Origin of the sequence: Mycobacterium simiae (assembly GCF_010727605.1) — a bacterium.
GTDB lineage: Bacteria > Actinomycetota > Actinomycetes > Mycobacteriales > Mycobacteriaceae > Mycobacterium > Mycobacterium simiae.
Genome location: NZ_AP022568.1, coordinates 2,708,955 through 2,728,085 on the forward strand (window position 1 = coordinate 2,708,955; position 19,131 = coordinate 2,728,085).

15 protein-coding genes and 1 pseudogene are annotated in these 19,131 nt (G+C 66.1%); 6 read left to right on the forward strand and 10 right to left on the reverse strand.

Annotated features, from left to right (window positions below):
* The first annotated feature begins 111 nt into the window (after positions 1-111).
* Positions 112-990: an RNA polymerase sigma factor SigI gene (gene sigI, locus G6N33_RS12590; protein ID WP_044509061.1), complete on the forward strand. Its 879-nt coding sequence runs from the start codon at positions 112-114 to the stop codon at positions 988-990.
* Positions 991-999: 9 nt separating this feature from the next.
* Here the strand turns inward: sigI and G6N33_RS12595 are convergent, their stop codons facing one another.
* Positions 1,000-2,361 carry a MinD/ParA family ATP-binding protein gene (locus G6N33_RS12595; RefSeq protein ID WP_232069471.1) on the reverse strand — a complete coding sequence of 454 codons (1,362 nt, stop codon included), beginning with the start codon at positions 2,359-2,361 and terminating at the stop codon, positions 1,000-1,002.
* A 683-nt stretch (positions 2,362-3,044) separates the two neighbouring features.
* Here G6N33_RS12595 and gltB point away from each other — a divergent pair.
* Complete coding sequence (gene gltB, locus G6N33_RS12600) at positions 3,045-7,628, forward strand: glutamate synthase large subunit (RefSeq protein WP_044509059.1); 4,584 nt, start codon at positions 3,045-3,047, stop codon at positions 7,626-7,628.
* Positions 7,621-9,096 (forward strand): glutamate synthase subunit beta, encoded by a 1,476-nt coding sequence (locus G6N33_RS12605; RefSeq protein ID WP_044509058.1) that lies wholly within the window; start codon positions 7,621-7,623, stop codon positions 9,094-9,096. The genes gltB and G6N33_RS12605 overlap by 8 nt, the downstream gene beginning before the upstream one ends.
* Positions 9,097-9,480: 384 nt before the next feature.
* Here the strand turns inward: G6N33_RS12605 and G6N33_RS12610 are convergent, their stop codons facing one another.
* Positions 9,481-10,332: an LLM class F420-dependent oxidoreductase gene (locus G6N33_RS12610; RefSeq protein ID WP_044509057.1), complete on the reverse strand. Its 852-nt coding sequence runs from the start codon at positions 10,330-10,332 to the stop codon at positions 9,481-9,483.
* A 51-nt stretch (positions 10,333-10,383) separates the two neighbouring features.
* Between G6N33_RS12610 and G6N33_RS12615 the strand changes: the two are divergent.
* Positions 10,384-10,611: pseudogene (locus tag G6N33_RS12615) on the forward strand (hypothetical protein); the annotation flags it as partial.
* 224 nt (positions 10,612-10,835) lie between these two features.
* Positions 10,836-11,843: a PHP domain-containing protein gene (locus tag G6N33_RS12620; RefSeq protein ID WP_101528151.1), complete on the forward strand. Its 1,008-nt coding sequence runs from the start codon at positions 10,836-10,838 to the stop codon at positions 11,841-11,843.
* 2 nt (positions 11,844-11,845) lie between these two features.
* Here G6N33_RS12620 and G6N33_RS12625 read toward each other — a convergent pair whose 3' ends face one another.
* The 3 genes from G6N33_RS12625 to G6N33_RS12635 all read right to left on the reverse strand — a co-directional run bounded on the left by G6N33_RS12625 (position 11,846) and on the right by G6N33_RS12635 (position 14,606).
* Positions 11,846-12,592: a YoaK family protein gene (locus G6N33_RS12625; RefSeq protein ID WP_044509055.1), complete on the reverse strand. Its 747-nt coding sequence runs from the start codon at positions 12,590-12,592 to the stop codon at positions 11,846-11,848.
* A gap of 149 nt (positions 12,593-12,741) precedes the next feature.
* Complete coding sequence (gene dinB / locus G6N33_RS12630; RefSeq protein WP_044509054.1) at positions 12,742-13,935, reverse strand: DNA polymerase IV; 1,194 nt, start codon at positions 13,933-13,935, stop codon at positions 12,742-12,744.
* Between the two features lie 29 nt (positions 13,936-13,964).
* Positions 13,965-14,606: a TetR/AcrR family transcriptional regulator gene (locus tag G6N33_RS12635; RefSeq protein ID WP_044509053.1), complete on the reverse strand. Its 642-nt coding sequence runs from the start codon at positions 14,604-14,606 to the stop codon at positions 13,965-13,967.
* A gap of 77 nt (positions 14,607-14,683) precedes the next feature.
* On the opposite strand from G6N33_RS12635, the gene G6N33_RS12640 reads away from it, so the two are divergent.
* The gene (locus tag G6N33_RS12640; protein WP_044509052.1) at positions 14,684-16,153 is read left to right on the forward strand and encodes a flavin-containing monooxygenase; all 1,470 of its coding nucleotides are present in this window, start codon (positions 14,684-14,686) and stop codon (positions 16,151-16,153) included.
* A gap of 11 nt (positions 16,154-16,164) precedes the next feature.
* Here G6N33_RS12640 and rraA read toward each other — a convergent pair whose 3' ends face one another.
* The 5 genes from rraA to G6N33_RS12665 all read right to left on the reverse strand — a co-directional run bounded on the left by rraA (position 16,165) and on the right by G6N33_RS12665 (position 19,036).
* Positions 16,165-16,638: a ribonuclease E activity regulator RraA gene (gene rraA, locus G6N33_RS12645; RefSeq protein WP_044509051.1), complete on the reverse strand. Its 474-nt coding sequence runs from the start codon at positions 16,636-16,638 to the stop codon at positions 16,165-16,167.
* Positions 16,638-17,090: an Rv3852 family protein gene (locus tag G6N33_RS12650; protein ID WP_044509050.1), complete on the reverse strand. Its 453-nt coding sequence runs from the start codon at positions 17,088-17,090 to the stop codon at positions 16,638-16,640. The genes rraA and G6N33_RS12650 overlap by 1 nt, the downstream gene beginning before the upstream one ends.
* A 106-nt stretch (positions 17,091-17,196) precedes the next feature.
* Positions 17,197-17,706, reverse strand: a complete 510-nt coding sequence (locus G6N33_RS12655) for a copper resistance CopC family protein (RefSeq protein ID WP_044509049.1) — start codon at positions 17,704-17,706, stop codon at positions 17,197-17,199.
* A complete protein-coding gene (locus G6N33_RS12660) occupies positions 17,703-18,365 on the reverse strand; it encodes a YcnI family copper-binding membrane protein (RefSeq protein ID WP_044509048.1) in 663 nt (220 codons plus the stop codon). The genes G6N33_RS12655 and G6N33_RS12660 overlap by 4 nt, the downstream gene beginning before the upstream one ends.
* Positions 18,366-18,373: 8 nt before the next feature.
* Positions 18,374-19,036: a DUF6474 family protein gene (locus G6N33_RS12665; RefSeq protein WP_044509047.1), complete on the reverse strand. Its 663-nt coding sequence runs from the start codon at positions 19,034-19,036 to the stop codon at positions 18,374-18,376.
* Positions 19,037-19,131: the final 95 nt, after the last annotated feature.

The window sequence follows — 19,131 nt, forward strand, 5'->3', positions numbered from 1 at the left end:
CTCGATCGGCTCCCGCTGAAAAGCGAAGGTTTGCAACTACGACGGGCGCCCGGCCGGGAAAGTTACAGTCAAAGCGTGTAACTTTTCCGGGTAGCAGATCGTCGATGCTTTATGAACCAGTTCCCGCCGCCAGCCGACCGGATCGCCGACGCCTGGCACCGCCACCGTCCGTATCTGGTCAATCTGGGCTACCAGCTGCTCGGAGACGTGGGCGACGCCGAAGACGTTGCGCAAGAAGCGTTTCTGCGATTGTCGCGAGTCGACGCCGGTGAGATCGAGGATGTCCGCGGCTGGCTGACCGTGGTCACCAGCCGGCTCTGCCTCGATCAGGTGCGTTCGGCGCGAGCACGCTACGAGCGGCTGAGCCACGCGGCACGGGAGGACCTCGACGCGGCGCCGGCGCGCAATCCCGACCCGGCCGACCAGGCGACCCTCGATGACGAGGTCCGGGCCGCGTTACTGGAAGTGCTGCAACGCCTCAATCCGGGCGAACGGGTCGCATTTGTTCTGCATGACGTCTTCGGCTTCCCGTTTGACTCGATCGCCGAAACCGTCGGCCGTCCGGTCGGTACCTGCCGCCAGTTGGCGCGCCGTGCACGGGCCAAATTCGTTGCGGCACAACCAAATCTGAATGAGGTAACCCCCACCGAACACCGGCTGGTGGCCGAGAAGTTCATCACCGCCTGCGCCAACGGAGACATTGCGGCGCTGACCGCGGTGCTCGATCCCGCGGTCTGGGGAGTGGGAACCCTGCTCGGGGACCCGCCACCCCCGCCGCAGATCAACCACGGGCCGCGGGCCGTCGCGACAAACCTGATGCGCTACTTGGGACCGGGAGTCACGTTGGTCAGCGGTCCGGCCGGCCAACCGGTGCTGCTGGCGTTCGCCGAGCGCCGGCTATTCGCGGCGATCCTGCTGACCCTCAATGGCCCGCTCATCGGCAAGATCGAGGCGATTGCCGACCCGGCGGCGAGGGTCGCGACGACCTGAGGAACCGCATCAGCTGTCGACGTCGCCGTCCGGGCGGAACGTACCGGGTCGCGAATCCCGGGCCCGCTCGCAACTTGCGAAGAACCCGGCGATCATCGCTGTGGCCTCCACGAATTTGCGGCGGGTCGCCAGGGCCATCTCGTGTTTGACGTCGATGACACCGCCGGGGCGCAGATGCGGATCGAACGGCACCTCCACGACCGGCCGACCGTGCTCGACGAACTCGCGCACCAGCACTGCGCGGGTGCGCTTGTCAGCGTGCCCGTCGGAGTCGTTGAGCACCACGATCGTGTTGTGCAGCAACGTCGTCATGCCCTGATCCGACAGCCACTCCAGGGTTCGGGCTGCAGCGGACGCCCCGTCCGCCCACGGTGACGACACGACGATCAGCGCATCCAGGTCGCGCAGAACTTCTTGGGTGACGGGCGAATCCATCGTCGAACCGCAATCGATCACCGAGATCGTGAAATGGCGGTCCAAGCGGGCCGCGGCTTCCCGGTAGATCGCGGGATCGAGTACCCGCCGCGGTCCAGACGCCGGCTCCCCCGCGAGCACATACAGACCGACCGCGTTCCGGCCCACCCGCGCGGCGACATCGGCGAACGATTCCAGATTCTTGTCCGCGGTCAGCTCCCAGAACGAGTTCGTCGAGCTCGGGTCGATGCGGCTGCTCAACCGACCGAAGGCGGTATCGGCGTCGATCGCCACGACGTGATCTTGGTGGCGGAGTTCGGCGAGCAAGGAGCCGACGCTGGCCGCGACGGACGTCTTACCGACACCGCCTTTGCCCACCACACCGACCTTGTGGTTAGCCCGGAATCCGGTGCGGATGGTCGCCTCGAATTCGGCATCTCGGAGTTGCGCGGGCGACGGACCAAGCTTGACGAGGCCGAACGTCAGCAGACGCAGCATGCGGCGCCAGCCGCGTTCCGGCGGTTCGGCCGCGACGGTCGGCCCGGGTGTGGGTGCGGCGTCGGCTACCGGTATCCGCGTCGTCGCCATATGGGTGATGAGCGATGGCGGCGGCGCGGAGGTGTGAAACGGCGGCGCCGACGCCGGCGGGCGGTGCGGCGGGGGCACAGCGGACGCGGCTGGGTTAGGCGGGGGAGGCCCAGGAGATGCAGCCGGGCGCTGCGGGGGAAGTCCAACCGGACGCGGCGGGGAGGACGCAGCCGGGCGCGCCGGGGGAGACGCCGCCGGGCGCGCCGGGGCTGGTGGGAACGCCTGGGTTGGGGGCGGGGTTGGGCGTTGCGCGGGCGGCGGCCCGGCGTTGCGCGGGCCCCGCGACGGCGAACCAGGCGGAGGTGGTGCGGGTGCGCTGGGCCGGTCGGGCTGCAGACGGTCCCGCAGGAATTCGTCGCGCTCGTTCATGGGCTTCCTCGGTGCCGGGCGATGGATCGTCTTGTGTGGCGGCCAAACAGCAGGGTGATGCTCGGGCGGCATTTCCGCACGCGTCATTTCAGTATCGCGCAAACTGCGCAGGCCCTGACCCAGTGCCAGCGCCGGGTCCGGCACATCCGCCGTACCGGTCACGGGCGGTGCGGACGCGGTGCCTGCCGCGCGCTGTCCTGGTCCCGGTCCCGGTCCCTGTGCCGAAGTGTGTGGGCGTCCGCGGCGTGTGATCGCGGCCATCCGGGTCGCCGGGTACGGTGCGCGTCACAGCAAACCCGACGGGGCGGACATCGAAGCGGCCCGCCCGCGCTGGTCCGCGCCGTCGTGGGTGGGCCGACGGGCAGCTGAAGCGCATTTGCGCGGGTCATCGCCAACCGCCGGCAGCGAATTTACGTCGCCGCTAGCTCCCGGGCTACACTTGCAGAAGTTGGCATGTCAGGCGGTTTTTGTCATATCGTTTTACGACTTGTCGAGACCGGGTACACGCCACCGTTCAGCGCCGCACGGACGATTCCCATATCGGATCATTTTTCCGCCTGGGAGACAGCCTATCGACAAGACCGAAGGGGCCGGCCCGCAACCTCCGGGTGCGGCCTCGTCGGAGCCACCGAAAATGGCCGCAAACGGCCGCGCAGCAAGTTCTGGTGAAGAGGCAGGTGCATATGACGCCCGAGCGCGTTGGGTTGTACAACCCCGCGTACGAGCACGATTCGTGCGGGGTAGCCATGGTCGTCGATATGCACGGCCGCCGCAGCCGCGACATCGTCGACAAGGCGATCACCGCGCTGGTCAACCTCGAACACCGTGGCGCCCAGGGAGCCGAGCCGCGCAGCGGTGACGGCGCGGGCATCCTGATTCAGGTCCCCGACGCGTTCCTGCGCGAGGTCGTCGACTTCGAACTTCCAGCACCGGGCAGCTACGCCACCGGGATCGCGTTCTTGCCGCAGTCGTCCAAGGATGCCGCCGCCGCGTGCGCCGCGGTGGAGAAGATCGCCGAAGCCGAGGGACTGACGGTCCTGGGTTGGCGCAATGTCCCCACCGACGATTCCTCGTTGGGTGCGCTGTCGCGTGATGCCATGCCCACGTTCCGGCAGATCTTCATTGCGGGTGCCTCCGACATGCAGCTGGAGCGCCGCTGCTATGTCGTGCGCAAGCGCGCCGAGCACGAGCTCGGGACCAAGGGCCCCGGTCAGGATGGGCCGGGCCGCGAGACTGTCTACTTCCCGAGCTTGTCCGGCCAGACCATGGTCTACAAGGGCATGCTGACCACCCCGCAGCTCAAGGCGTTTTACCTTGACTTGCAAGACGATCGGATGACCAGCGCGCTGGGCATCGTGCACTCCCGCTTCTCCACCAACACCTTCCCGTCGTGGCCGCTGGCGCATCCGTTCCGTCGCATCGCCCACAACGGTGAGATCAACACCGTCACCGGGAACGAGAACTGGATGCGCGCCCGCGAGGCGCTAATAAAGACCGACGTCTTCGGATCCGTCGACGATCTGGAGAAGTTGTTCCCGATCTGCACCCCGGGCGCTTCGGACACCGCCCGCTTCGACGAGGCGCTGGAACTGCTGCATCTGGGTGGTCGCAGCCTGCCGCACGCCGTGTTGATGATGATTCCCGAGGCCTGGGAGCGCAACGAGTCGATGGACCCGGCCCGGCGCGCGTTCTACGAGTACCACGCATCGCTGATGGAGCCGTGGGACGGCCCGGCGTCGATGACGTTCACCGACGGCACCATCGTCGGCGCCGTGCTCGACCGTAATGGCCTTCGCCCGTCGCGTATTTGGGTTACCAAGGACGGTTTGGTGGTGATGGCGTCGGAGGCCGGCGTCTTGGATCTGGACCCCTCGACGGTGGTGCAGCGCATGCGGCTGCAGCCCGGCCGGATGTTCCTGGTGGACACCACCCAGGGTCGCATCGTCGCTGACGAGGAAATCAAGGCTGAACTGGCGGCCGAGCATCCCTACCAGGAGTGGCTCGACCGCAACCTCGTACCGCTGGAGTCGCTGCCGCAGGGTGAGTACATCCGGATGGCTCATGATCGACTTGTTATGCGGCAGTTGGCTTTTGGGTACACCTATGAGGAGCTCAACCTGCTGGTGGCTCCCATGGTCCGCACCGGCGCCGAGCCGATCGGGTCGATGGGGACCGACACTCCTGTTGCGGTGCTCTCGCAGCGTCCCCGGATGCTTTACGACTACTTCCACCAGCTCTTCGCCCAGGTGACCAACCCGCCGCTGGACGCCATCCGCGAAGAGGTGGTGACCAGCCTGCAGGGCACCACCGGCGGGGAGCGCGACCTGCTCAGCCCGGACGAGTTTTCGTGCCATCAAATCGTGCTGCGGCAGCCGATTCTGCGGAACCACGAGCTGGCCAAACTGGTCAACTTAAACCCCGACGATGAAGTCAACGGGCGTCCACATAGCATGCGCTCCAAGGTAATTCGCTGTCTGTACCCGGTCGCCGACGGTGGCGCCGGGCTGGCAGCCGCGCTGGAAGACGTGCGCGCGCAGGCGTCCGCCGCGATTGCCGACGGCGCCCGGGTGATCATTCTTTCCGACCGCGACTCCAACGAGCAGATGGCGCCGATTCCGTCGCTGCTGGCCGTCGCCGGCGTGCACCACCATCTGGTCCGCGATCGGACCCGCACGCACGTCGGCCTGGTCGTCGAGTCGGGCGATGCCCGCGAGGTGCATCACATGGCGATGCTGATCGGTTGCGGTGCGGCCGCAGTCAACCCGTACCTGGCCTTCGAGTCGATCGAGGACATGCTCGACCGCGGCGTGATCGACGGAATCGACCGCGACAAGGCGCTGAACAACTACGTCAAGGCCGCCGGCAAGGGCGTGCTGAAAGTCATGTCCAAGATGGGCATTTCGACGCTGGCGTCCTACACCGGTGCCCAACTCTTCCAGGCCGTCGGAATCTCGGAGGACGTGCTCGACGAGTACTTCACCGGGCTGGCCTGCCCGACGGGCGGCATCACCTTGGACGACGTCGCCGCCGACGTGGCGGCCCGGCACCGGCTGGCCTACCTGGATCGGCCGGATGAGCGCGCGCACCGCGAACTCGAAGTCGGTGGGGACTACCAGTGGCGCCGGGAAGGTGAGTACCACCTGTTCAATCCGGAGACGGTGTTCAAGCTGCAGCACGCCACCCGCACCGGGCAGTACAAGATCTTTAAGGAGTACACCCGCCTGGTCGACGACCAGAGCGAGCGGATGGCCTCGCTGCGCGGGCTGCTCAAGTTCCGCGGGGATATCCGCCCACCGGTTCCGCTGGATGAGGTGGAGCCGGCGAGCGAAATCGTCAAACGCTTCTCCACCGGTGCGATGAGCTACGGCTCGATCTCCGCCGAGGCGCACGAGACGCTCGCCATCGCGATGAACCGGCTGGGCGGCCGGTCCAACAGCGGTGAGGGCGGCGAGGACGTCAAGCGTTTCGAGCCTGACCCCAACGGCGACTGGCGTCGCAGCGCGATCAAACAGGTCGCTTCGGCACGGTTCGGCGTCACGTCGCACTACCTGACCAACTGCACCGACATCCAGATCAAGATGGCCCAGGGCGCCAAACCCGGTGAGGGCGGCCAACTTCCGGGGCACAAGGTGTACCCCTGGGTGGCAGAGGTCCGGCACTCGACACCCGGTGTCGGTCTCATCTCGCCGCCGCCGCACCACGACATCTACTCGATCGAGGATCTGGCACAGCTGATTCACGATCTGAAGAACGCCAACCCGCAGGCGCGGGTTCACGTGAAGCTGGTTTCGGAGAACGGGGTCGGCACGGTCGCGGCCGGTGTGTCCAAGGCGCACGCCGACGTGGTGCTGATCTCCGGTCACGACGGCGGAACCGGCGCGACCCCGCTGACGTCGCAGAAGCACGCCGGCGCTCCCTGGGAGTTGGGCCTGGCCGAGACGCAGCAGACCTTGCTGCTCAACGGGTTACGCGACCGCATCGTGGTCCAGGTGGACGGGCAACTCAAGACCGGCCGCGACGTGATGATCGGCGCGCTGCTGGGCGCCGAGGAATTCGGTTTCGCCACCGCGCCATTGGTGGTCGCTGGCTGCATCATGATGCGGGTATGCCACCTCGACACCTGCCCCGTTGGTGTGGCCACCCAGAACCCCGTGCTGCGTGAGCGTTTCACCGGCAGGCCGGAGTTCGTCGAGAACTTCTTCATGTTCATCGCCGAAGAGGTCCGGGAGTACATGGCGCAGTTGGGTTTCCGGACGTTCAACGAAGCTGTGGGCCAGGTGGGCTCGCTGGACACTACGCTCGCGCGGGCGCACTGGAAGGCGCACAAACTGGATCTCGCTCCGGTGCTGCACGAGCCAGAGTCCGCGTTCATGAACCAGGACCTGTACTGCAGTTCACGCCAGGACCATGGCCTGGACAAAGCGCTGGATCAGCAGTTGATCGTGATGAGCAGGGAGGCATTGGATTCCGGCAAGCCGGTCCGGTTCTCCACCACGATCAGCAACGTGAACCGCACGGTGGGCACCATGCTCGGCCACGAGTTGACGAAGGCCTACGGTGGGCAAGGCCTACCGGACGGAACAATCGACATCACCTTTGACGGGTCCGCAGGCAACAGCTTCGGCGCCTTCGTGCCCAAGGGCATCACCTTGCGGGTGTATGGCGACGCCAACGACTACGTCGGCAAGGGCTTGTCGGGCGGCCGCATCGTGGTCCGCCCGTCCGACAACGCGCCGCAGGACTACGTGGCCGAAGAAAACATCATCGGCGGCAACGTGATCCTGTTCGGTGCTACTAGTGGGGAGGCTTTCTTGCGCGGCGTGGTCGGCGAGCGGTTCGCGGTCCGCAACTCCGGTGCCCATGCCGTGGTTGAGGGCGTCGGCGATCACGGTTGCGAGTACATGACCGGAGGCCGGGTGGTGATCCTCGGGCACACCGGACGTAACTTCGCGGCCGGCATGTCCGGCGGTGTGGCCTACGTCTATGACCCCAACGAGCAACTGTCACAGAATCTGAACACCGAGATGGTGGACCTCGAGGCGCTTGATGCCGACGATGTCGAGTTCCTGCGCGGCATCATCCAGGCACACGTCGATGCCACCGATTCCGCGGTCGGCCAGCGGGTTCTGGCCGACTGGCACAGTCAGCAGCGGCACTTCGTCAAGGTGATGCCGCGCGACTACAAGAAGGTGCTGGAGGCGATCGCCCACGCGGAACGCGACGGCATCGACGTCGACAAAGCGATCATGGCGGCAGCGCATGGCTGATCCAACCGGCTTTTTGAAGTTCACGCATCGGGAGTTGCCGCAACGGCGACCGGTCCCGCTGCGCTTGAAGGACTGGAAAGAGGTCTACCAGGACTTCAACGATGACACGTTACGCGAGCAGGCCTCGCGTTGCATGGACTGCGGTATCCCGTTCTGTCACAACGGTTGTCCGTTGGGCAACCTGATCCCGGAATGGAACGATTTGGTGCGCAGGGGTCGGTGGCGCGACGCCATCGAGCGGTTGCACGCCACCAACAACTTCCCGGACTTCACCGGGCGGCTGTGTCCGGCACCCTGTGAGCCGGCATGTGTGCTGGGGATCAACCAGGATCCGGTCACCATCAAGCAGATCGAGTTGGAGATCATCGACCACGCCTTCGAGGAAGGCTTCGTGGAGCCAAAGCCGCCGACCAAGCTGACCGGAAAGACCGTCGCGGTGATCGGTTCTGGCCCGGCCGGGTTGGCCGCGGCCCAACAGCTCACCCGCGCGGGACACAGGGTTACCGTCTTCGAGCGCGCCGACCGCATCGGCGGGCTGCTGCGCTACGGCATTCCGGAATTCAAGATGGAAAAGCGTGTCCTGGACCGTCGCCTCGACCAGATGCGCGCGGAGGGAACCGAGTTCCGGGCCGGCGTCAACGTCGGGGTCGACATCACCGCCGAACAGTTGCTCGCCGACTTCGATGCGGTGGTCCTGGCGGGCGGCGCCACCGCGTCGCGTGACCTGTCGATCCCGGGCCGGGAACTGGACGGCATCCACCTGGCGATGGAGTACCTGCCCTGGGGTAACCGCGTAGCATCGGGTGACCTGGAAGGCGCGATGCTGGGCCCCGACGGGCAGCCGCCGATTACCGCCAAGGACAAGAAGGTCGTCATCATCGGCGGTGGTGACACCGGAGCCGACTGCCTGGGCACCGCACACCGGCAAGGCGCGTCGTTGATCCATCAGTTCGAGATCATGCCGCGGCCACCGGAGGCGCGCGCCGAGTCCACGCCATGGCCGACCTACCCGCTGATGTACCGGGTCTCCTCGGCGCACGAGGAAGGCGGCGAACGGGTCTTCTCGGTCAACACCGAGGAGTTCGTCGGCACCGACGGGCACGTGACCGCGCTCAAGGCGCACGAAGTAACGATGCAGGACGGCAAGTTCGTCAAGGTGGACGGTTCCGATTTCGAACTCGAGACCGACCTGGTGTTGTTGGCGATGGGGTTTGTGGGGCCGGAAAAAGAGGGCCTGCTCACCGATCTCGACGTGAAGCTCACCGAGCGGGGCAACGTCGCACGCGGCGCTGACTATGAGACGTCGGTGCCCGGCGTTTTCGTTGCCGGCGACATGGGTCGGGGTCAGTCCTTGATCGTCTGGGCGATCGCCGAGGGACGGGCCGCCGCCGCGGGCGTGGACCGGTATTTGATGGGGTCAACCGCCCTTCCGGCGCCGATCAAGCCGACGGCCGCACCGCTTCAGTAGTCACAGCAGTCACTCCTGAAACACGCCGGGATTTGATCGGCGAGCCTGCGACAGTTTGCCGGATGACGGGTGTCTAATGGGCCATTGTGTGCTTCGTCACAGCGGAGTCGCGGTAGAAAAGATCGACCGCAGGAGTGATCACTGTGCATGTGAATCCAGTACCTCGTTCGCGGGTGGGGCGAATGGCCTGGTCTTGGCTTCGTCACCCGGTCAAGAGCCGTGAGTTCCCCGCCAAGCGGGAGCGTCTGATCACTGCGGAGGAAATGCTGCTTTTCGGCGCCTAGCTACCGAAGCAGTCCATTGGCGGGCCGCGCCGAATTTGCTAGTTGCGGCGGAGTGTGCACAGTAGCACCAACAACCCCACCGTCAGCAAGGCCGATCGCATCAACCGGTGTACAACCCTGAATCACGGATTGCCTCAGCCAACGGCTCCAACACGGCGGGGGTGTGCGGCGGCGGCAGGTAGATGATGCTCAGATCCAGGCCCTCGGCGCCGAGCGCGCCGGCCGTCTCGATGGCCTGCTGGTAGTCGAGATCCTCACCCAGCCGGACGTGCGCGGACATGGTGATCTCCTTCGGGTCGCGGCCGATGTCCGCACACCGTGCCGCCAGCACGTCGCGTTTGCGGGCGAACTCCTCGGGCGTCCCGCCGGCGAAATTCCAGTGCTGGGCGTACCGGGCGGTGAGCGGCAGCGTGCGCTTCTCCCCGCTGCCACCAATGCAGATCGGCGGGTGCGGACGTTGCGGGCCCTTGGGCTCGTTGCGCGCGTCCTTGAGTTGGTAGTACTTGCCGTCGAAGTTGGTGGTGTTCTGGCTGAGCAGGCTGATCAGCACCTCGCAGGCTTCCTCGAACCGATCGAAACGTTCCCGGATGCTGCCCAGCTCGATGCCGTAGGCACCCGACTCCTCCTCGTTCCAGCCGGCACCGATGCCCAGCTCGAGCCGCCCGTTGGAGATGACGTCGAGCGCGGCGGCCATGTTGGCCAGGACCGCGGGGTGGCGGTAGTGGATGCCGGTGACCAGGGTGCCCAGCCGTAACCGCTTGGTGGCCTGAGCCAGTGCGGTCAGCGTCGTCCAACCTTCCAAGCACGGCCCGGTGCTGTCGGAGAAAATCGGATAAAAGTGGTCGAAAGTCCAACCGGACTCGAAAAGGTCGATGTCGTCGGCGGCCTGCCACACGGCGAGCATGTCCGCCCAGGTGGTGTTTTGCGGGGAAGTCTTGAAGGCGAATCGCATGGGATCGACGTTAGTCGACCTTTATGAAGCGCAACTAAACTCAGGCCCGCGATGAGTTACTCCCTCGGACTCGACACCAAAGTCACCCTCCTCGCGGCCGGGTTGATCTTTTTGCTCGCGCTCCTTCTCGGGGTCTGGAAATACCGGCAGATCATGACGTCGCAGGAGCATCGCGCCCACCCCTATGTCGACATCGCCCACCGGTCCGCGTTGCTCTACTCGTTCGCGACGCTGTTGCTCGCGGTCATTTTCGCGGGCTTCATCGCGGGTTTGGTTTGGCGGTGACCTGCGGCGCTCGGCTGCGCCGCGCTTGCAGTCAGCGGGGGTGGTTTGGCGGTGACCTGCGGCGCTCGGCTGCGCCGCGCTTGCAGTCAGCGGGGGTGGTTTGGCGGTGACCTGCGGCGCTCGGCTGCGCCGCGCTTGCAGTCAGCGGGGGTGGTTTGGCGGTGACCTGCGGCGCTCGGCTCCGCCGCGCTTGCAGTCACCCGCGGCACACTGGAGTCATGGACCCGGCAACCGCCCTGCGGCAAATCGCCTACTACAAAGACCGGAGCCGCCACGACCCCAAGCGCGTCATGGCTTACCGCAACGCCGCCGACATCGTCGAAGGGCTGGACGAAGCGGAGCGTGAACGGCACGGTCAAGCCAACAGCTGGCAGACGTTGCCGGGCATCGGGCCCAAGACGGCGAAGGTCATCGCCCAGGCCTGGGCCGGCCACGTACCCGACGCACTGATCGAATTACGGGACGCCGCAGGCGATCTCGGCGGCGGCGAAGTGCGCGCCGCGCTGCGTGGCGATCTGCATCTGCACTCCAATTGGTCGGACGGGTCGGCACCGATCGAAGAGATGATGGCCACCGCGGCGGAGCTGGGCCATGAGTACTGCGCGTTGACGGATCACTCGCCGCGGCTGACGATCGCCAACGGCCTGTCACCGGAGCGGTTGCGCAAACAGCTCGACGTCATCGACAGACTGCGCGACGACTTCGCCCCCATGCGTATTCTGTCCGGCATTGAGGTGGACATTCTCGAGGACGGCAACCTGGACCAGGAACCCGAACTGCTGGAACGCCTCGACGTCGTCGTCGCCAGCGTGCACTCCAAGCTGTCGATGGATTCGTCGGCGATGACTCGCCGGATGGTGCGCGCTGTCTCCAACGGCCACACCGATGTGCTCGGGCATTGCACGGGCCGGCTGGTCGCCGGAAACCGTGGCATCCGGCCAGAATCGCAGTTCGACGCCGAAGCGGTCTTCACCGCCTGCCGCGAGCACGGCACCGCGGTCGAAATCAACTCCCGTCCCGAGCGGCGTGACCCGCCGACCCGGCTGCTGAATTTGGCACTGGAAATCGGCTGCGTCTTCAGCATCGACACGGACGCACACGCGCCGGGCCAATTGGACTTCCTAGGCTATGGCGCCCAGCGCGCACTCGATGCCGGTGTGCCGATCGACCGGATCGTCAACACCTGGCCGGCGGCCAAACTGCTGGAGTGGACCGCGTCCAACTGAGGTCAGGCGGGTACCGGTTCGGCTGTTTCGGGAACCGGTTGGCGGCTGCGGATTCGGCTGTGAAGCACGTTGGCCGCGGCCACCGCCGTGCATGTCGCGGCGGGAATGAGCAGGGCGTATCCGCCGAAGTGTGCGCCGAACACGATCCCGGCGATACCGCCACAGAGGAACAGCAGCAATGTGGTTACCAGAATCGCGGCCTTCCACGGATGGATTCCGTGTTCGCGGCTGCGGCCGAGCATCAGACCGAGATCGGTGATGGTCCCGGTGAAGTGTGTGGTTCGGACCGACATGTCGCGGAAACTCGAGGTCAGCGCGTTCTGCAGGCCGAGAGCCGCGGCGGCGAACATCGCCTGGACCGCGGTCTGCTCGATTCCGAGCGACGCGATCTGCGCCTTGACGAAGGTCTCTTCGACGCCGGCGGCGGCGAGCACGAGGAGCGCCGCCTCCGTGAACAGCACCACGGCATGACGGCGGCCGGCCAGCTTGTCGGTGGGTGCCAGTACGGCCCCGGCCAGCGTCGCGCCCGCCAGGAAGCCGCACAGGATCGCGAGCAGGACATGGCCTTCGTAGAGCCAAGGGTTGGCCGTGTTCATGCCCAGCTGGGTGGTGATCGCGGTGAGGTTACCGACCGGCAATGCGAGGATCAGCAAAGCGACGGCGTTGACGAAGCCTGCGGAGAACGCAAGTATCGCGCTGTAACCGAGCAGCAGGGCTGCGCGAACGCGGGCTTTTTCCGGCGGCGGCATCGTGTTCGATCACTCACTTTCTAGGTCGGGACTTTGCAAGGTTACAAGCCGCGCTGGGCCCCGCCGAGGGTTCCACGGCACTTCAAACAGACCTCTTAAGGTCCAAACATGATGCGTTAGAAGCGAATTGGTGTCAGCGCGGTAGAGCGTCAGTCAGGAAGGTGCGGCATTTCTGTACCCGAATCACGGCCGATTAACACCCCACGAGTAAGAGCGGATTTGCCGAAGCGACGACGTACCTGATCGACCGCCGCGTCCACGGTGGGCGACTCGCCATCGAACGGCAGCATCAGCTGTTGGGCGCCGGTGCGATCGATACCCGACACCGCAAACCCCACCAGGGTCAATCCCCGCTGCGTGATGAGCGGGACGGCGGCGGCGACCAGCTGCCGAGCGGCCGCCAGAATCGGCTGCGTCGACGCCGTCGCCCAGGGCAATGTGTGCGAGCGGGTAGCCCGGGTGAAATCGTCGAACCGCAGCCGCAGCACGACGGTGCGCCCGCTGCGCCCGGCGGCCCGCATCCGGCCGGTGATCCGGTCGATCAGGTTGACTACCACCGCGTCGAGTTCACTGGGCGACATGCGGTTGCCCGCACGGCCGAGTGCCCGCTGGGCACCTACGGACCGGCGGCGCACGCCCGTGTCGACTCGGCGGCGGTCGATATTGTGCGAGAGCGCGTATAACTGCTTGCCCATCGCGGCGCCGAGCAGCGAGGCCAACGTCGACTCGCTGAGGTCGGCGATGTCGGCGACCGTGGCCAGTCCATACGCGTGCAACTTCGCGGCGGTCACCGCGCCGACGCCCCACAGCCGGCGCACTGGGAGCGGTCGCAAAAAAGCGAGCTCCTCATCCGGCGGCACCAACAGCAGGCCGTCGGGTTTGGCTTCCTGGCTGGCGATCTTGGCGAGGAACTTGGTGCGCGCGATTCCGACGGTGATGGGCAAACGGACCTGGTCGCGCACATCGGCACGCAACCGCTCCGCGATTTGGACCGGGGTACCCGACACCCGCCGCAAGCCGCCGACGTCCAGAAAGGCCTCGTCCACCGACAGCGCCTCGACGATTGGAGTGGCCTGGCGAAATACCTCGAACACCGCCTCGCTGGCCCGCGAGTACGCCGACATACGCGGCGGCACGACGATGGCGCCCGGGCACAGCCGCCGGGCTTGCCGGCCGCCCATCGCCGTGCGCACGCCGTACGCCTTCGCCTCATAGCTGGCGGCTAGCACGACCCCACCGCCGACAATCACCGGGCGGCCTCGCAAGGTCGGGTCGTCGCGCTGTTCTACGGACGCGTAGAACGAGTCCAGGTCCGCGTGCAGGATGGACGCGTCACACCGCACGAACCTATGTTCGCAGGCGGGTCCGACAACTAGCCCAAGTCGCCGTAGATGCTGCTGACCCAGATGTGGGCGAGGGTATCGACGACCCGTTCCTCGTCGACCGCCGGCGTCTCGGCTGAGAGCGCGGCCATCATCGTCCGCTCATTCATCTGGTTGAGCGCGGTCGCGAGGTCCACGGCCGGGATGGTGTGCGGCGCGGCGCCGCGTTCGCGTTCGGCAGTGATCATGGCGGCCGTCTGGTCGATCCATTTCTGCATAAATCCCAGCCAGGTGGTGCGCAGTTCGGTGTTGGTGGCCAGGGCTTCCGTCGCGGCGCGGGCCAACGCGCGGTGCGTGCTGAAGGCCGTGAAAAACGCCTTGATGCCGTTGCGCCACACCCGCCGGGGGTCGGTCGGAAGCCGCTGGATGGCCCCATCGAACTCGGAGTCGGCGCGGGCGATCACCGGCTCGAGCAGCGACAACAGCACCGCCTCTTTGGACTTGAAATAGAAGTAGAACGTCGGCCGCGACAGCCCGGCGCCCCTGGCCAGGTCATCGACCGAGATGTCGGCGAGAGACCGCTCTTGGAGTAACCGCTCGGCGGTCGCCAGGATGGCCTGCTCGCGATCGTCACCGGACGGGCGCAGGGCGCGCCGTCCGCGCAGGGCACGGCTTTGGCCGACAGTCGTCACGACAGCTACTTTACACATCGTTGGGAATCTCGACAGAGTGTTGACTAGCTCGACACACTGTTGATAGCGTGGCCGTTATGACTGAGCACCTCGACGTCGTCATCGTGGGCGCCGGCATCTCCGGTGTGAGTGCGGCATGGCACCTGCAGGAGCGGTGCCCGTCCAAGAGCTACGCCATCCTGGAGCGCCGCGACGATCTGGGCGGCACCTGGGACCTGTTCAAATACCCCGGCATCCGATCCGACTCGGACATGTTCACCCTGGGCTTCCGGTTCAAGCCGTGGCACTCGGCGAAATCGATCGCCGACGGCGCCGACATCAAGGCCTACATCAAGGAAACCGCCGTCGAGAACAAGATCGATCAACACATCCGCTACCGGCATCGTGTGGTGGCCGCCGATTGGTCCGACGCCGATAACTTGTGGACCCTCACCGTCGAACACGACGGCCAGCAGCGCGAGATCACCTGCTCCTTTTTGTTCGCGTGCACCGGCTACTACAACTACGACGAGGGATACTCACCGACGTTCCCTGGCGCCGACGAGTTCGAGGGCACCATCGTCCATCCGCAGCACTGGCCCGAGGATCTCGACTATGCGGGCAAGAAGATCATCGTGATCGGGTCGGGCGCCACCGCGATCACTTTGATTCCCGCCCTGGTTAATTCGGGCTCCGGCCATGTCACGATGCTGCAGCGCTCGCCGACCTACATCGGATCGCTGCCCGGCGTCGACCCCTTCGCCGTGCGGACCAATCGGCTGCTGCCGGAGCGTCTTGCCCACATGGCCAACCGCTGGAAGGCCATCGCCTTCAGCACTTTCCAGTATCAGCTGGCCCGGAAACGGCCGGCGTACATGCGAAATTTGTTGATGACAATGGCAAAGCGACGGCTGCCGGAGGGCTACGACGTCGAGAAGCATTTCGGGCCCCGATACAACGTCTGGGACCAGCGGCTGTGCCTAGCGCCCGATGGTGATTTCTTCCGGACCATCCGGCACGGCAAGGCCGACGTCATCACCGATACGATCGACCGGCTCACCAAGACTGGGATCAAGCTCGACTCCGGCGAGGAGCTGCAAGCCGACATCATCGTCACCGCAACGGGTTTGAACATGCAATTGCTCGGCGGGGTGCAGCCGACCCGAAACGGCGAACCCTTCGACCTGACCTCGTTGATGACCTACAAGGGTCTGATGTTCTCCGGGGTGCCGAACTTCGCGATCACCTTCGGCTACACCAACGCATCTTGGACGCTAAAGGCCGATCTGGTCTCCGAGTTCGTCTGCCGATTGCTGAACTACATGGACGACAACGGTTTTGACACCGTCGAACCGCAACATCCAGGCGACGCCGTCGACGAGCAACCGTTCATGGATTTCAATCCCGGTTACTTCCAGCGATCCATGCACCTGCTCCCCAAGTCGGGATCACGGGCGCCGTGGCGGCTCAAACAGAACTACTTCTTCGACATGCGCATGATCCGACGCGGCAAGGTCGCCGACGAGAACCTGCGGTTCTCGAAGAAACGGGTCCGCGTCCCGGCTTGACCAGCCACGAGTTAGACCACGACGATGCCGTCGTCGTCGCTGTAGGCGATCTCGCCGGGCACGAATGTCACTCCACCGAGGGTGATCTCTATATCGCGTTCGCCGTCACCGGTTTTGGTGCTTTTGCGGGGATTGGTACCCAACGCCTTGATGCCGATGTCGAGGCCACGCAGGGCCGCGGCGTCACGGACCGCGCCGTTGACGATCAATCCAGCCCAGCCGTTGGAGCGGGCGAGTTCTGCGATGAGGTCGCCGACCAGCGCGGTGTGCAACGAACCGCCTCCGTCTACCACCAGTACTCCGCCCTCATTGGGTTGTGACAGTATGGATTTCAGCAGGGCATTGTCCTGAAAGCATCGGACGGTGCTGATCGGCCCGGCGAATCGGGTGTGCCCGCCGAACTGGCGGAACTGAACATCGCAGCTGCGGACGTCGGCGCCGATGCTATCGACGAGATCCGCAGTGGCGGTGAAAGCGACGCCCATCAGTGCCGCCGGAGTTGGCGGATCAGCAGGATCGCAAGCAAACTCAGCGCAACTGCCACCGCCACTGGCAGTGCCGACTGCGCACCAATCGACCGGGGGAGGTCAGCCGGGACCGGGTCGTTAGCGCGGTCAACCGTTGATTTCGCCTGCGCGGCAGCATCTTTGGCGGCAGCGGTAATCTCGACGGCGGGCTGGGGCTGCTGGTGACGCGGCGCTTCCGGCGGTTGCGGCGGCGTGGGGGAGGAGCTGGCGGCGGGCGCCTTGGGCGGTGGCGCCTTCTTGGCGGGGACTTTCTTGGCGGGCGCTTTCTTAGCCGGAGCCTTTTTCGCGGCGGCCTTTTTCGCCGGGGTCTTCTTGGCAGGAGTCTTGGCGGCCTTGGCGGGGGGCTGTTTCGCTGGCGGCGGCACCGCGCCGTCGGGCCCGGGACTGGGTGAATCTTGAGGGTCTGCCATGCGGCCGCTCCTTTACAGCTTTCTCTCGGCCATTCCTAGCGCCACCAAAAATTACTTCGAACCCATCATGCCAGGACGAGTGGTGGCGACTTTTCGACCCAACCGGTCAGCGCGTGCGCCGCCGAAACCACAGCAGGCCGGCGGCGACAATCAGCACGACGAGACCGACCATCGGCCATACGGGGCCATCATCGGCGGCTTCCCCATTCGCCGGGCGGGGCCCCGGCGTCCCGGTACCAGCGACGGTCAGCCGAAACGACCAGGATCCGGACACGACGTGGCCGTCCGCCGAGGTCACGCGGTAGTTCACGGTGTAGCGGCCTACCGGTCCGAGTGGTCGCAGCCCCATGCCCACGATCGCGCCTTGCACGGTGGTGTCGCCGCTAGACCAGATGTTGCCGTCCGGCCCGACGACCGTCATCACGGCGAAGGTGGTCTCTAACCGTTCGTTGAAGGTCGCGGTCACTCGTGCGGGACCCGTCGTCAGGACCGCGTCATCGGCGGGGTCGGTGGAGATCCGGACGGCATGGGCCGATGCAACCGGTGCCAGCAGCGCCGCGACCGTCAGCATGCCGGCGAGTAGCAGGCCCGCCTTGGCGACGACGAGTTTTCTCATGTGCGGCGGCGGATCAGCACGAGCACCATGCCGATGGCGGCGACCGCCAGCGCGGCGCCGCCGAGGATCCGAGCGATGCTGTCTCCCGACGTGCCCATGCCGGCGTGTGCGGTTGGCATGTCGGAATGATGGTGATGGTTTGCGGGCCCCGCGCTGAGGCTCAGCATGGGTGCGGGATGTTCGGGCTCGCCGCCCCCGGGCAGCGGCGGCTGATCCCACTTCACCACCGAGCCGTCGGCATAGGTCTGGGTGGCCGGGAAGCTGACGGTGTCGGCGTCGGGCAACTTCACTGCAATCCGAAACAACGCGAACTGGTCAACGCCGATGCCGCCGTTGGGGGCGGCCGTCCAGGTCACCGAGCGCACAGTGCCGGCGGACGCGTCGCGGTCCAGCTTGGCCGCCCAGCCTGGCATGGCTTCGATGCGCGCGGATGCGACGTCGGGGAGCAGGACGGTCAGGGCCGTGGTGGCGGCACCCCGGTCTGATTCGTTGGGCACCTCAAACGTCACCAGCGCCATGGCCCCCCGGGTCGCGGTGTCGCTGCTGGCATGGACGTGCGCCCACGCTGGCGGGGTAAAGCCCACGGCACCGATGTAGAGTGCCGCCGCGGCGGCGACGCACATCGGGGCACGTGCTAGGCATGCGACGGGAAAAGGCATACTCGCAGCTACTTTCGGCTCAAGCCGAGGCGAGCCATCAGGTCCGCCTCGATGCCGTCGAGCTGAGCTGAGATCGCCGAGTGCGCGGCTCGGCGGCGCGCCGCGGGCATGTGCTCGGCCGCCGTGACGGCCGCCGACAGGTCGGCAAGACGCTCGGAGATGGCGGCGACGAACTGCTTGGTCTCGGCGTCTTTCGGCTTGCGTTCTTGCACGGTCCGCAGTGACTTCTCCGCACCGGCAATCCGCGCCGACAGCTGGGCGCCGTGCCCGGAGAACTGTCCGATCTGAGCCAGCGGAACGCCCAGTTGGTCCGCGCGACGTTGGTCGATCAACCCGCGCGCGGCGATAGCTGCCCGGTAGATGATAGGCGCCAGGATGGGGGCCAGCAGCCGCGTCACCGTCAGCACTCGGCGAATCCGGGTTGGCGACAACAGCTTGCCCTCCCGGGCGGCTTTGAGCTCGGCCTCGGCGACCTTTAGTGCTGTCCGGTCGCTGTCGCGCTGCGATTTGATTTGCGCCTTGAGGGCCTTCTCGGCCGCACGTCGTTCGTCCTTGAACCGCCGGGCCTGATTTTTGGCGCTGAGCTTGGCTTCCAGCTTGGCCCGGGCCTTGATCGCCCGGGCCTCGGCACGCCGCGTCGCGCGACTCTTTCGCTTGCGAAACAGGCCCATGGCCGGCCGCCTCCCGGTATCTCGTGGCTTATCGCCGCAGCGTGCGCGCGATCCGAGAACCAACCCTAATCGGAACGAGGCGGTGGCTACCCAAC